Origin of the sequence: Paenibacillus castaneae (genome assembly GCF_002884445.1) — a bacterium.
Taxonomy (GTDB): domain Bacteria; phylum Bacillota; class Bacilli; order Paenibacillales; family Paenibacillaceae; genus Pristimantibacillus; species Pristimantibacillus castaneae.
This window is the reverse complement of record NZ_KZ614144.1, coordinates 5309861-5324788: the sequence shown is the minus strand read 5'-3', so window position 1 is coordinate 5324788 and position 14928 is coordinate 5309861. Positions and strand designations below refer to the sequence as shown.

Annotated in this window: 8 protein-coding genes; 7 read left to right on the top strand and 1 reads right to left on the bottom strand. The window is 42.6% G+C overall.

The genetic code is table 11. The annotated features are described in order from the left end of the window. Positions 1-164: 164 nt before the first annotated feature. Positions 165-1316 (top strand): hypothetical protein, encoded by a 1152-nt coding sequence (locus CEF13_RS23860; RefSeq protein ID WP_102714631.1) that lies wholly within the window; start codon positions 165-167, stop codon positions 1314-1316. 544 nt (positions 1317-1860) lie between these two features. Here CEF13_RS23860 and CEF13_RS23855 read toward each other — a convergent pair. Continuing rightward, on the bottom strand, positions 1861-2838 hold the full coding sequence (locus tag CEF13_RS23855) for a tRNA dihydrouridine synthase (RefSeq protein ID WP_102714629.1): 978 nt from the start codon (positions 2836-2838) through the stop codon (positions 1861-1863). 332 nt (positions 2839-3170) lie between these two features. On the opposite strand from CEF13_RS23855, the gene rlmD reads away from it, so the two are divergent. The 6 genes from rlmD to CEF13_RS23825 all read left to right on the top strand — a co-directional run bounded on the left by rlmD (position 3171) and on the right by CEF13_RS23825 (position 14904). Next, positions 3171-4550, top strand: a complete 1380-nt coding sequence (rlmD, locus tag CEF13_RS23850; protein WP_424991983.1) for a 23S rRNA (uracil(1939)-C(5))-methyltransferase RlmD — start codon at positions 3171-3173, stop codon at positions 4548-4550. 845 nt (positions 4551-5395) lie between these two features. Beyond that, positions 5396-5569, top strand: coding sequence for a hypothetical protein (locus CEF13_RS28960; RefSeq protein WP_166742900.1), 174 nt, complete (start codon positions 5396-5398; stop codon positions 5567-5569). A 324-nt stretch (positions 5570-5893) separates the two neighbouring features. After that, positions 5894-10972: an endo-alpha-N-acetylgalactosaminidase family protein gene (locus CEF13_RS23840; protein WP_102714625.1), complete on the top strand. Its 5079-nt coding sequence runs from the start codon at positions 5894-5896 to the stop codon at positions 10970-10972. A 408-nt stretch (positions 10973-11380) separates the two neighbouring features. After that, complete coding sequence (locus tag CEF13_RS23835; protein WP_243864743.1) at positions 11381-12337, top strand: ABC transporter permease; 957 nt, start codon at positions 11381-11383, stop codon at positions 12335-12337. After that, the gene (locus CEF13_RS23830) at positions 12337-13215 is read left to right on the top strand and encodes a carbohydrate ABC transporter permease (RefSeq protein WP_102714623.1); all 879 of its coding nucleotides are present in this window, start codon (positions 12337-12339) and stop codon (positions 13213-13215) included. The genes CEF13_RS23835 and CEF13_RS23830 overlap by 1 nt, the downstream gene beginning before the upstream one ends. A 51-nt stretch (positions 13216-13266) precedes the next feature. Continuing rightward, complete coding sequence (locus CEF13_RS23825) at positions 13267-14904, top strand: extracellular solute-binding protein (RefSeq protein WP_166742901.1); 1638 nt, start codon at positions 13267-13269, stop codon at positions 14902-14904. Positions 14905-14928: the final 24 nt, after the last annotated feature.

Sequence of the window (14928 nt, the reverse complement as noted above, 5' to 3'; positions counted from 1 at the left end):
TAGCCTATTTACCTTACGAAGGACCTATAAATTTGAATATGTAACGAGTGCAGGATTTGTTTAAAGGATGGGACCAAGATCCGGTACCTGAGCATTCACGCTGGTACGGAAATTGGAGAATACCAAAAAAGTGTGAATAGCTGATCAAGGAAGGAGTGACAGAAATGAATAGAATAAGTATCCCTCTTGCTGTCCAGATCGTCATTGATGATGTAGGCTGGTGGACGGGGAAGAGCAGTATCAACGAGAACGGACCGTGGAGATCAGACATTGATCGAGACCATCATCCGATGGACTATGAAGCGATTGCGGAATTGGGCAAGCAGCTTGGCATGCGTCCACAGGCTTCATTCATTTTGAGCGAGTGGGATCAAACCGACAGATTGAAAATGCTCCCAGATTCAACACACATGGGTGAACGATGGAGCAACCCATGGAAATCATCTCCTTTGTTAAAAGAAGCTGCAGCCATCATAAGAAACGAGAACCGTTTTATTGAAGTGGGATTGCATGGAATTGGCCATGAATATTGGGGTAATGGCGGCGTCCTGGAGAGAGCGGAATGGCATGATAAAGTCGGAAACATGAGACCAAGGGAAAGCGTGCTTGGACATTTACGAGCATTTGCAGCGATACTTGAGGAAAATGATCTCGGACCTTTTCCCGAATCGTTCGTAGCTACTGCGCATCAACATCATTATGGGGCTGGGGAAGCAGGACTTGCCTTTATTCTTGAACAATTCGGCGTAAAGTATCATTCCCTTCCGTTCGAGGGGATGCCGATGACAAAGCAGCCGGAATCGGAGCTTTTTGGATTTGATGGACCTTTGATTGCCGTTAACCGCGGTAAGGACCTCTATCAATGGAACGTGCTGGATCCGGATGTAAGCGGGAAGATCAATGGTCCGATCTGTGGCATGCACTGGCCCAATTTACTTCATCCTAACCCAGAACTCAATGGAGAAGTGGTTAGTCGTTGGGTGAAATTTCTTGAACCATACCAGTGGCGGTTTGATACGATGTTGGCTGCAAACACCGCAGAAGGCTTTAGTCAATTGGTTTACCGCTGGGGAGTAACGTTGCAGTCTAAGCCAACAGGCTGCTTGTTGGATTTCTCCAGGCTTTCTGGTTATAAGCTGCCTGGACTGCTTAATTATTTTACAATCAAGGTCAAAAAGAATGTGCGTATCCTTTCTTCTTCTGCTGAAATTACCCTCTTTGAAAATACGCTACAATCCACATCGGACTACGTTACAGTAGTTGTGAGAAGACAGAGTAATGCAAAGTCGGCATTTATCCATTGGACCGAAGATTGAACTTCGAAACCATGCCGAACAAACTAAAGATGAAATCGTGCTATTCCGGAGGATATGGGATCATGATAAACACAGAATTGCTCATCGGAAACTCTCCATGAGAAAATAATTTACTAGTGACGCTTTGTAGTATGGGCGGCATGATGTAATAAGGGGCTTGAGTCCTTACGTAGCAAGGGTTTGTCCTTGGAATTACGTCGTTTGACCACATAGTGCAAAAATGAGAGACCTTTCATGAGTTCATTGAACTCTTGGGAGGTCTCTCATTATTTTTGATGTAGTCGTATTGATATCGCAAACATTTCTGCGTAAGATCTAAATACTTATAAAATATGGCAGTTATAAAATCGATTTATATGGAAACAGCATTAGAGCGAATTAAATTTGAGTAAGGTACATACGAAGGGTACTTTTTTAAAGAGTACAATCTAACAACAGCAGACATTATAGCTATTCGAGAGTTCTATTTAGAATAAAACTATAATTCCTTAAAAAGACTTGTTTCAACAGCAAGTCTTTTTAATCATTCACAAGTGGGTATGCTTCAATCTAATTCTTGATCTAAAACAGGTTTTACTAAACGACGTACTTCATCTGTTGACGTGGTATCCATTAATTGGTTTCTTAGTTCGCCTGCGCCTCTAAATCCACGAACATAGATTTTGAAAAAGCGAAGAAGTGGTTTAAATGGACGTGGTTCGTTTTCTTTTGAATATTTATCGTGAAGATCCAACTGTAAAAGAAGTAAATTGAGAAAATCCTTCGCGCTATGTTCTTTAGGTTCTTTTTCAAAAGCATAAGGATTGGTGAAAATGCCGCGGCCAATCATGACACCATCAACGCCGTATTGTTCCACTAATTTTAATCCTGTTGCGCGGTCAGGAATATCTCCATTAATTGTTAACAACGTATTTGGTGCAATTTCATCGCGTAATTTTTTTATTTCAGGAATTAGCTCCCAGTGCGCCTCTACTTTACTCATCTCTTTCTTTGTACGAAGGTGAATGGAAAGATTCGCAATATCTTGTTTCAATATATGCCCTAACCAATCGCGCCACTCGTCAACTTCAAAGTACCCCAATCTTGTTTTAACACTAACCGGCAATCCACCTGCTTTTGCTGCTTGAATAATTTCGGCAGCAACTTCAGGATGTTGTATTAATCCAGAACCCTTTCCATTGGATGCGACGTTTTGGACTGGGCATCCCATGTTTAAATCGATACCACGAAAGCCTAGTTTTTTCATATCAATACTCATCTGTTCAAAAAATGCAGGTTTATTGCCCCAAATATGAGCGACGATCGGTTGCTCATCTTCTGTAAACGTTAACCGACCACGAGTACTGGCTCTTCCTGCAGGATTACAATAACTATCTGTACTTGTGAATTCTGTGAAAAATACGTCGGGTTTTGCAGCTGTACTAACGACGTGACGAAATACAACATCTGTGACATCTTCCATTGGTGCTAATATAAAAAACGGCTTTGGTAAATCAAGCCAAAAATTTTGTTCGTTACTCATATTACTTCCTCCTGTTGCAACATATAAAAACGAGATAAGCTATAGCGAAGTCCTTTACCCATCATACATAGTATCATTTTTTTTCGTTTGATGCACAGAATTGATTGTGTGAGCGACAGACACATATTTGGTGTCTGTCACCCATCACACATCACAAATCAAACTTGATGTTGTTGAATTTGTAAGATCTGCATGTTCACTCAGACCCATTTTCGTTATAATGACAAGGTATGTCTGTTTTGAAGAGGTACAAAAGCATTGTGAAAATAATACTTCCATAAATGAATTGACGTTGAAAGGGGAATTATTCCTTGACTATTATAAAAGAAGAAATGCTCGTTGCGGAAATTGACCATTTAGATGAAAAAGGCAATGGACAAGCTGTGATTTTGCGTGAGAGTAAAGGTTCCAATCCTAGAAAGCTGAGGCTGACGATTCCGCAGACGCTCATAGGGGAGTCCGTGCAGGTCGTCGTCGATGATCCCGATAAGAAAAGAAAAAAGGTAATGCCTGAAGAGATTTTATTAGCAAGCCCCGAACGGACGGATGCACCTTGTCCTCATTTTGAGCTTTGCGGAGGTTGTGTATGGCAACACTGGACGTATGAAGGCCAATTAAAGCATAAGACTAACCATGTGAAGAACGCATTGAAACGTGTAGGATTAGATTCAGAACTGGTACTGGATACGATCGGCATGGACGACCCTTGGCATTATCGTAATAAGATGGAGTTCACGTTTTCCCCTGAAGGGGATATTGGAATGCATGAACAAGGGAATTTTCGCAAGATCATCCCACTGGAAACCTGTCTGATTGCAGGTCGGAATATGGTCGATGGCATGCTGGAAGTCGGCGAATGGGTAAAAGAGTTCGGCCTTAAAGGTTATGACAAAGATACACATGAGGGGCTTCTTCGTCATTTGATGGTGCGGGAATCGTTTGCGACCGGCGAAATGATGTTGGCATTGTTTGCTACGAAAACGCCTGATGGTGAATTGGCGTCTGCAGCCCGAAATCTTGTCGAGCGGATCACGAAGAAGTTCCCGAATGTGAAAAGCTTGCTTTGGCTTGTGAACACAGACTGGGCGGATCGCACACAATCCGAGGATACGCATCTGTTAGCGGGGCGTGATTTCATTTATGATGAAATGGCAGGCTATCGCTATCGTCTTTGGTTCGATACATTTTTCCAGACGAACCCTTTACAGGCCAAAAAGCTTGTGGACCTTGCGCTTGAGATGGGGAAACCAAAGGAAGATGAGAAAATGATCGACCTGTTTTGTGGTGTCGGCACGTTCTCATTACCGTTCGCTGCACGTGTGAAGGAATTGGCGGGAATCGAGATTGTCGAGACATCGATTGAATCCGCAAAACGGAATGCCATCGATAATGATTTGCATAACACGACATTCCTTGCCCGTGATGCACGCAGGGGACTAGATGAGATGCATGATCATTTCGGATTCGCAGATATTCTGTTGATAGACCCACCACGTAGCGGAGCTGGCGGGAAAGTGATGCGCCGCATTGGACGCTCCAAACCAAAACGGATCGTCTATGTATCATGCAATCCTGACACATTCGCAACGGACGTAACTGAATTGCTGCCATTCGGCTACACGCTTAAAACCGTGCAACCTGTCGACCTGTTCCCGCATACCGTGCATGTGGAATGTGTGGCAAGACTTGAAAGAAAAGACACAGTCGATTAGACAGTATCTTAGTTCTGTGTAAGAGGGTTGGAAAGGTTATAGTGAATTTTAATCTTTTCGCCCTCGAATACTTCAATTTTGTATATTAACCTTTTTAGAACGTGTTTCATGACCTGTACATCGTCAATGTCGAGGGTAGAGAACCGTTCTATTTCATTTTTAAAAACTAGTAATTGCTCGGTGAGTTCTTGCCGCGCTTCAAACAATACGATTAGTTCCGCTTTTCTATTGGCTAATTGTTGCTGTACGATTCGTTCGTTATGTTGCTTGAAATGGCAAGTATGAATCAGGCATGGTCCTCGCACCAGGCGGCGTATCCGAATCCGAATACGACTGTCAATGCTGGTGGAACAAGCGGTAGTACGTCAAGATTCAATTAACATGCACGAATAATTTAAGTTTAGCTGAGGTCCAAGTATTGAAGTATTGATATATATGAATGTATGAAGTCGAAACGAAGGAAGCCTGCTGCTGCAGGACTTATTTCTTTGTATAAGACTTGTAAAGTTCAAAAAAATAGACATACGCCACACAAAGTCCTGCCATATGGGGAACGTTTCAGTGGCCTTATAATTAATGTGTAAGCGATTACAATTAACTGAATGAGGGTCATTAAAGGGGAAAAGGAGAACCGCAATGGCAATGAATTCACTCTCAGGAGGAACGACAGAATCCCCTCAGTCTTACACTCGCACGCGACCAATGAGAAAGCTACTGGAAGCACATTTGGCAAGCTAGATATTTGTAACTACTGGATCTACAGCTACCGATTCGAGATCGAATGTACCTTTCGAGAATTGAAGCAGGTCATAGGCGGGATCAGCTACCGCTTCGGGAGTAAATCCATGCCCAAGCTGAAGCGATATCTTATGAAAGTGGAGATTCATCCGATAGAGGAGGTGGTCTGCGAAAAAGAGAAGGAGAACATCCAGCTCACCGTTAAAGCCATAAAGGGCTTGTTATGTGCAATTGTATCGCCATGGGCTGTTGCAATTGGTCGCAATACGCTTCTCAGGTAGGATTCCCGCCCTCTATTTCCACTACATTGAATTCGAAGCATGCTTTTGCTAATGAAATTATCAACCAATTAACCCCACTTTTATCAGTCCCTTCAAGAAAATATTTTGATCTGAATGTATTGACCTACTCTTGCATTGGTGAGCGTTTCCCATATTTGGGGTAGAGCTAATGAAATTCTGGGAAAGGAGGTAGTGAGTATAAAGTCCAGAAAAGTGATTTCGCAATGATGCAATGACATTTTCCTTGTGAATAATTTAGTCATAATGGCGCTTATATTTCAATGTATTCCATTTGAATAAATTTTAAGAAGAAGGTGAGATCTTATGAAAAAACACCGCATTAGTCTGAAAAGAAGTTCGGTATTATTTTTAACAGGTGCACTTCTATTTTCTCAATTAGTTGGAACTTATGGTTCTAATTCAGTGAATGCAGCTACATTTACATCTACATCTATTCCTTTTGAATATAAAAATGACTTTACTAGTGGTATTACTGATATTAATAAGATTTCAGGTAGCGGAACTGTCTCAGCAGAAAACAATAGCTTACGTATAACAGGGAAGACACAAGTCTTAGTTGGTAATGCACCCATTATTGATAATGGTGAAGTAGAGTTTACCCTAGAACCTATGAATGGTAATGGCGGGTTCGGTCTAGTATTTCGGGGTGACCAGGCAAACAACTGGTCTGCGCTTGAGTGTGTTACCGTGCGAAGTGAATGGAATTTTGCTTTATGGAAAATAAAAAACAGTACCGGACTTGATAAATATGTTGTTGCGGATACGACAACAGAGCTTCCCTCACGCCAATATAAAATTAAAGTTCGTTATGTAGGCAAAGTTATCACACTTTGGATTGACGGACAAGAAGTGACGAATTTTGAAACTACTCAATTGAATACGAATGCAGGTCAAATCGGCTTTATTACAGAAGACTATGCAGACGTAAAGATCGATAACATTGTATATCGCAATGTGGATTCATTGAAGCCGACCGTGTCGACCGTTGAGAATGTAACTCTCGTGTCAGATCAAATGAGTGTAGATTTGGATGGCGCTTTCCCTCGCGTAATTGAATATGATTACAACGGAAAGAAAATGTACGGCCAGCTTACGCCCAATTATTATGCGATGGTAAATAGCACAAACTACAACGCAAGCGCAACTGTAACGAATGCAACAAACACTAGTGTGACTTATCGTGTAGTGGTGCCAGATATAACAGCGTTTGATACGATCTATACACTCAATGGAAATGCTTTAACAATGGAAATTTCAAACATTGACGAATCTCAAACTACAATTTACAGCCTTGGATTCCCTGAAAACAGTATGGTTTCAGTAAAGAGTAGTCAAACGGGAGCAACATTGAATGCAGCAGTTCCGTCTAGACCTCCCGGCGGAGATGGAAGCCAGGATGACATTAAAGATGTGGTTTACAATTTGAGTACGCCTATTCCAGGTAGTACCTATCAATACGCCAATATTCCCATTTTCAACACATCCGAACTTGCAGCGGCGATCAACAACAATGTTCTCTATAATTTACACGAATTTGCCTACCAGAGTTTTCCAGTTGGAAACGAATATTATACGGGTGCGTGGAGTACGGAGTTTGTTTGGCGTCCTTGGGGTTATGACAACAAAACGACCGTCAAACCCGAGACCACCGTTGTAATTACAGATGACGCCAATGCAGATGGTTTAGTAGATTGGCAGGACGGAGCTTTGGCATTAAATGATGTTCGCGGTCTTCTGCCAGGCTCAGAAAAACTTTCAAATAGTTTTACGCACATTGCTATGAACTTTGGTTCTGGTGCCCAGAACCCCTTCCTGCGTATATTGGATAACTTGAAAAAGTTTTATCTGTATTCGGACGGTTTTGAGCAGATGCTCGAGATCAAGGGCTATAATAGCGAAGGCCATGACAGCGGTCATCCAGTATCCGACGATGTCAATACGGGTGCAGGCGGAGCAGAAGATTTCGAGACGCTCAGCAAAGAAGCGCTAAAAATCGGTGCTGATGTAGGCGCTCATGTTAACAATTCAAATATATACCCGGAGGCTGAAACCTTCCGTGAGGAATTTGTATCGCCGAATGGCTGGGATAGCACTCGTGATTACGGATATGATTTAAAGCGCGAAAACTATATTACGGCTGGCGAGATGGATAAACGTTTTAATAACTTGAAAAATCTCGTTCCGAATATGAAATTCGTCTATTTAGATACGTATTTTGACGACCGTTATAACGCTTTTAGAATTGGTTCAAATTTCAAACAAAATAATTGGCATGTGTGGACAGAAAATAAAGCTCAATTAGATAAATATTCCACTTGGGTACACTATCCCGGTATTAACAGCACAATCCATCGTTTTGTCCATCATCAAGATAAAGACGTCTACGGCTACAGCGCTTTGCTGCGCGGAGGCTACAACCGTGGTTCTGACAATTTTATGGGATGGGGCGGCAGCACCATTACAAATAGCATTAAACAGTTGTTTTCGGAACAGCTTCCTTATCGTTATTTAATGCACAATGAGCTTTTGAAAATGACGTCGACCGTAGCAACCTTTGCAAACGGTGTAACTTCAAAATTAGAAAATGGAAAAAGCAATATTTATAAGGATGGTAAATTAGTCGCGTCGGATAAACTTGTATTTATTCCATGGAGTCCGGAAAATGAGGATAAAATTTATCACTGGAATCCAACTACCACCAAAACTTCTACATGGGATCTGCCGAACAGCTGGGCTGGTCAGACTAGTGTGAAACTTTATCGCTTAACTTCCACAGGTAAGCAAAATGAGGTCATTGTGCCTGTGCAAAATGGAAAAATCACAATCAGTACAGAACAGAATACGCCTTATGTTGTGTATAAAGGTAACAACACAGCAGCTCCGGTCCAAGTCGAGGAGTGGAGCACGGGTAGTCCGGTGAAAGACGCTTCTTTTATCAGCCACAACTTTAATAACTGGACGAAAGTTTCTGATAAACCGGAAAATATCAGCATTAAGGATACGTCTATTGAAAAGACCTATTTGGAAATCAATGGAGCTGAGGATGGAGCGGTTACGCAGACGATGACTGGTCTTGTAGGCGGACAAAAATATGTTGCTTCCGTCTGGGCTGAAGTAGCGGAAAACAAAATTGCAACAATTTCAGTCAAAACGACGGATGGTAAAGAAGAAAGCAACTACATGAGCAGTTCGCCGATAAAGATGAATATGGATAATTCTGATAAAACCGGCAGTAAGTTTATGATCATGAGTGTGGAATTTACGGTTCCACAAGATCAGACCACCGCAATATTAACACTTAAAGGAACCGGAGGAACGGCGACTAGTTTAGCTAAATTTACAGACGTCAGAGTCACCAAAACCGACAAACCCGATCGGAGTGGCTATGTTGCTTACGAGGACTTTGAAAACGTTCCCGAGGGGTATGGTATTTTCATCCGGACTACAGTATCTCCAAATAATATTCATTTGTCGGAAACCAACAAGCCCTACACAATGGATACGCTAGACGGTAAATTTTCCTTGAAAACATTGGGCAACGATGTTAGAACTATGCCGTATACGCTGCGTCTTTTACCAAATAAAACATACTTTCTAAGGTTTTTATCCAGCGCTGGTGGAACTGTCAAGGTGCTATCTGATAAGAATACTAGCGAAGTTATTATGAATAACACCATCAAGTCTGGCCAAAATGCTTTTACATTTATAACAGGAAATGCAGATGATTATTATGTGTTGCTTGCCGGAACGCAAGTTATTGACAATTTTACTGTAATCACCAATGACCAACCTATGAACATTTCAGGCATTACAACACTTGCACCGATAGCGGGAGTTGCTATGAAATCGGCCAAGACCGCGGCTGCACTTGGACTGCCTGGACAAATAGCGTTGGAAACCGATTTGGGGAGTATCGGTGCAAATGTGACATGGGATTTAAGCACTGCAGATTACGATCCGAATGCCTCTAAGGCGCAAACCTTCATGGTAAAAGGGACAGTAATTTTGCCAAATAATGTTTTAAACCCAAACAACATTCCTTTGACAACAAGCATAACCGTCAGTGTAAATAAGATTCCACAGTCACAAATGACGGCAACAGCGACGAGCCAGGAAACAAGTGGTGAAAATAATAGTGCGTCTATGGCGATTGACGGGAAACCAAATACGATATGGCATACCAAATGGGATAAATCCGATCCTCTTCCGCAATCCATTACCTTAAAACTTGGAGGAAGCTACAAGATTAATCAAGTTACGTATCTTCCAAGACCAGGAGGCGGAAACGGAACGATTACTGCCTATAATATCTATGTAAGTTCGGATGGGGTGACCTTTACCAAGGTTGCGAGCGGAAATTGGGCAAATGACAGCAAGGAGAAAAACGCAACGTTTACTGCGACAACTGGATCGTACGTTAAGCTCGAAGCGACGGCGGGCCAAAATGGTTGGGCATCAGCCGCGGAGATTAATGTACTTCTAAATCCAACGACGGATACACACCTCCTAAGTATAACAGCACCTGTAGCAATCACAGACTTGGCGAACGGCAGGGAAAAGACGGCAGAAGCGCTTGGATTGCCAGCCACTGTAGAACTGATTACGGATGCAGGAAGCATGAATACAAATGTGGCATGGAATGTCGAGGCTTCAAGCTATGATCCAACTGTTAAGGCAGAACAGACCTTTACGGTCGATGGAAGCGTAACCTTGCCGGAAGGGGTGGACAATCCGAACAACGTACCTTTGACAACAAACATCCAAGTGACTGTGGTTCAAGGCGATCAAGAAGCGCCAATGACAACAGACAATGCGCCGACCAACTGGGTGAATGAAGATGTTACAGTACTTCTGGACGCAACCGATAGCGGAACCGGAGTGGCAAGCACCCATTACATCGTGAACGATGGTGAGGAGCAAACGGGCAATTCGGTTGTCTTCACGGAAGAAGGCGTTCATATATTGCAATACTGGAGCGTAGACAAGGTAGGAAATGTCGAGGAGCGGCATACCGCAACCGTGAAGATCGACAAGACGGGACCAAATCTCAAGATTGAGCTTGATCCTACAACACTCTGGCCAGCCAATCACAAAATGCTGAAAGTAAATGCTACGCTGGATTCGAGTGATGCTTTGTCAGGAATCAAATCCATTTTGTTAACCTCCATTACCAGCAACGAACCGGAAAGTGATGAAGGTGACATCCAAGCGAATTTGGGCTCAGAAGATACGTCGTTCAGCTTGCGTGCAACAAGAGCTGGTAAAGGAACAGGTCGCGTTTATACAATTACTTACACGATTACCGACCATGCAGGTAATCAAACAGTTGCAACTGCAACTGTAACTGTCCCGCACGATCAGTCTGGAAAGCCTGGAAAATAAAATACCATCATGAGTTAAAATAAACTGTGACCCACAAGAAGGACACTTTGAAAAAAAGTGCACCCTTGTGGGCCTTTCTTGTTTTTAATCAGGTAATAGACACTGATCCAATCTACTTATCAAATCAAAATCTTGAAGTCAAAACGACGTATCCACAGGTTCGAATTATCCACATTCCGAATTCATGTTGAAGTATTGATATATATGAATGTATGAAGTAGAAACGAAGGGGCCTTGCTGCTGCAGGGATTTTTTTCTTAGTATAAGACTTGTAAAGTTCAAAAAAATAGACATACGCGACACAAAGTCTTGCCATATGGGGAATGTTTCAGTGGCCGTATAATTAGAAATGTAAACGGTTACGGATAAATCGAATAAGGATTATTAAAGGGGAAAAGGAGGACTGCAATGGCCATGAATTCCCTCTCAGGAGGAACGACAGTATCTACGCGACCAATGAGAAAGCTGCTGGAGCGCATGTGGCAAGCTAGATATTTGTATCTACTGGTCTTACCGCTGCTAGCCTATTATGTAATTTTTCAATATCTCCCCATGTATGGGGTGATCATCGCATTCAAATCCTATAATTTCGCCAAAGGGATCATCGGAAGCCCGTGGAACGATTTTGAGCATTTCAGGTACATGTTTCAATTACCGCAATTCTGGCATGTATTAAAAAATACGTTGGTCATTGCCTTTGGCAGACTAATTATCGAGTTCCCATTCCCTATCGTGTTTGCCTTGCTGCTTCACGAAATTCGCTCCGCACGGTGGAAGCGATTCTATCAAACGGTGTTCACATTTCCGCATTTCCTATCGTGGATCATCGTGTCAGGCATCCTGAGCAATTTTTTGTACGATATGGGGATGCTCAATCAGATTCTGCAATACTTAGGCTTTCAGAAGGTGAGTCTACTCACGGACCCTTCTAGTTTCGTAGGCATGCTTTTCACTACGAATATTTGGAAGGAAATGGGTTGGGGGACGATCATTTACTTAGCTGCCATGGCTGGTATTGATCCAACCTTATATGAGGCAGCTAGTATTGATGGTGCAGGTCGATTGCAGAAAATGAGGATGATTACTTGGCCTGGCATTAAAAGTACCGTCGTCGTACTCTTCATTCTTGCTGTAGGGAATACGATGGGCGGCGCTGGTTTCGACCAAATATTTAATCTATACAATCCGGGAGTGTATAGCGTGGCAGACATTTTAGATACGTTTATTTATCGCTTAACTTTCTACGAAGGCAGTGATTTCGGGTTTACGACGGCTGTAGGTTTGTTTAAATCCATCGTCAATTGCTTGTTATTATTCTCGGCGAATCTTCTGGCGAAGCGAATGGGCGAAAGGGGGATCTTCTAATGAAGCTGTCTCGCGTAAGCGCTGCTGATGTATGCATTCATATCTTCCTGATGATCGTTGTTCTGATCATGTTGTTGCCGTTGTATAACGTGCTGCTCATCTCCTTTGCCACACCTGCCAAGATAGCCAAGCAAATTGTTTATCTGTGGCCAACATCTTTTGATATTACAGCGTATAGCTATATCTTCTCTGACTCACAAATATGGAAATCGCTGAACGTTTCGCTCTTCGTTACAGTCGTTGGGACACTGATTAACATTGTTGCTACAACGTTTGGCGCGTATGCCCTCACCAAGAAACAGATGCCGGGCAGAAATATCTTTCTCGTACTCATTTTAATATCCATGCTCTTCAATGGCGGAATGATCCCTACTTATTTGCTCATCAAAAACATGCATCTCATGAATAATTTGTTCTCCATGATCTTACCGCTTGCTGTGAATACGTTCTATCTAATTATTATGATGAATTTCTTTCGTACCGTTCCTGATGCACTCGAGGAGTCGGCCAAAATCGATGGCGCTAATGATATTCAAATTTTACTCCGAATCATCCTTCCGATTTCCATGCCCACTGTGGCAGCGATCACGCTCTTTTACGCTGTAGATCGATGGAACGAATGGTGGAGCGCGTTCCTTTACCTGCAAGACACCACCAAGTTTCCGATGCAGCTATACTTAAGGGAAATGCTCGTGGATGTGAATAAAATCATGAACAGCAGCTTTGCTTCCTCCTTTGTCTCGAGGAAAAGTGATTTGTATCCGCAAGGCGTCAAGATGGCAACGGTTATCGTCACGATCCTGCCAGTGATGTTAGTGTATCCCTTTCTACAGCGGCATTTCTCTTCAGGAGTCATGATCGGAGCAGTGAAAGAATGAGGATGGTAGTACAGTAATTTTCTTGATATGCTAAAATTTAGGAGGGTTTATATGTTTACACAAAAGAGAAAAAGTTTGGTAATCGCTTCCTTGTTGACAATGTCACTGGTTGCGACAGCATGCGGAAGTTCGGGCCCTGCTACAAGCAGTAATACGCCTACAGCCAGTCCTAGTGCAACGGCAACGGCAGCGACAACGAAAGCAGCCAGTGAGGAGAATCTTGAAGTCTCTGTTGGCTTCTGGGATGTCGACAAGGCTTTGGCCAATCGTGGCTCGGATGATATGCTCACGAAGATGGAGAAAGATTTCAATATTACATTCAAACCATATACGTATAGCTGGTCCGACTACTCTGAGAAGCTAAAGTTATGGGGTGCTTCAGGCGAACTTCCAGACATTTTCAGTACAGATATGGTTGGATCCTCGACATATAACCAATGGATTGAGCAGGAACTGATCCGACCACTTCCAGATGATCTAAGTGCTTACCCGAATGTTCAGAAACTGATGCAGCGTCCCGACGTTAAAGCACTGCAAAAAAATGGTAGTTTCTATATGTTACCTCGCTCTTCCGGGCCTTCCACGGATGCTTGGTTGTTTGATCGCGCTATCTTGGTTCGTAAAGATTGGATGGATAAATTAGGAATTAAGGAGCCTAAGTCATTCCAAGAGTATGAAGCGATGTTTAAAAGTTTTGCAGAAAAAGACCCAGATGGAAATGGTAAAAAAGATACGGTCGGCTTGACCGTCAAGCTGCCTGGCTTTATCGATACGCTTTTCCTTGGTAGTAATCCAGCCTACATGAACGGAGCATGGGTCAATGAAGATGGGAAATGGCTACCTTCCGTAGCTTCGAAAACTATGATTGACGGCGTAAGCCAATTGAAGCAGCTCTATGTGGATGGTGCATTAGATCCTGATTTTTCAATCTTGAAAAATCTCGATGGCTGGGAGAAATTCGCTCAAGGTAAAGCGGGTGCGATCGCTTCACAAGTAACTCCTAACGCGTTGAACGATATCAAAAAACTATGGGAGAAATATGAACATGACAAATCATTTGAAGATTCGATTGCCATATTACCTGTTTGGACCGATAAAGATGGCAATGCATACCGATTTACAGGTGCAGCCTTCTGGTCAGAGAGTTATTTCAGTGCGAAAGTCGATGATGCTAAGATGGATCGCATCTTGAAGCTGTATGACTACTTGCTATCGGATGACGGCAGGAAGTTAGTAGACTACGGATTTGAAGGCAAGGATTTCAAAATGGATGGAACGAACCTGGTTGTCACACTTGGCAAAGATGAGAAGACGGGTGGAAATAAAGCATTAGGGGATATTTATCCATCTACTGGTCTGTTCGGGTCCCTTGCTTCTTGGTATGATTCATTTAATGCGCCACTTAGTGTCCAGATAGAACAATTCGGTGAGAAAATCGTAATGATTTCGAATGAGAAGAAGGATGAGTGGTTGAAGAGCCTTAAACCGATTCCTACTAACTATGATGTTATGTTCCTATCTACACCTGCGAAAGATAAAATTAGTGCGATTCCTTTCAACGATGATATCATTAAAGTGATCCTGTCCAAAGGTGATGTTCAAGTGGACTGGAATAAAGTGATTGAAGATTATAATAGCAAAGGGCTACAAACAGCCATTGATGAAGTAAATGCGCAAATGAATAAGTAACTGGTGTGTTGGAAGTCCCCCGTT

What these genes read in the sequence shown, in the direction of transcription:
- CEF13_RS23860 (WP_102714631.1), top strand. Translation starts at nt 165, where the DNA reads ATGAATAGAATAAGTATCCCTCTTGCTGTCCAGATCGTCATTGATGAT.
- CEF13_RS23855 (WP_102714629.1), bottom strand. Translation starts at nt 2,838, where the DNA reads ATGAGTAACGAACAAAATTTTTGGCTTGATTTACCAAAGCCGTTTTTT.
- rlmD (WP_424991983.1), top strand. Translation starts at nt 3,171, where the DNA reads ATGCTCGTTGCGGAAATTGACCATTTAGATGAAAAAGGCAATGGACAA.
- CEF13_RS28960 (WP_166742900.1), top strand. Translation starts at nt 5,396, where the DNA reads ATGCCCAAGCTGAAGCGATATCTTATGAAAGTGGAGATTCATCCGATA.
- CEF13_RS23840 (WP_102714625.1), top strand. Translation starts at nt 5,894, where the DNA reads ATGAAAAAACACCGCATTAGTCTGAAAAGAAGTTCGGTATTATTTTTA.
- CEF13_RS23835 (WP_243864743.1), top strand. Translation starts at nt 11,381, where the DNA reads ATGGCCATGAATTCCCTCTCAGGAGGAACGACAGTATCTACGCGACCA.
- CEF13_RS23830 (WP_102714623.1), top strand. Translation starts at nt 12,337, where the DNA reads ATGAAGCTGTCTCGCGTAAGCGCTGCTGATGTATGCATTCATATCTTC.
- CEF13_RS23825 (WP_166742901.1), top strand. Translation starts at nt 13,267, where the DNA reads ATGTTTACACAAAAGAGAAAAAGTTTGGTAATCGCTTCCTTGTTGACA.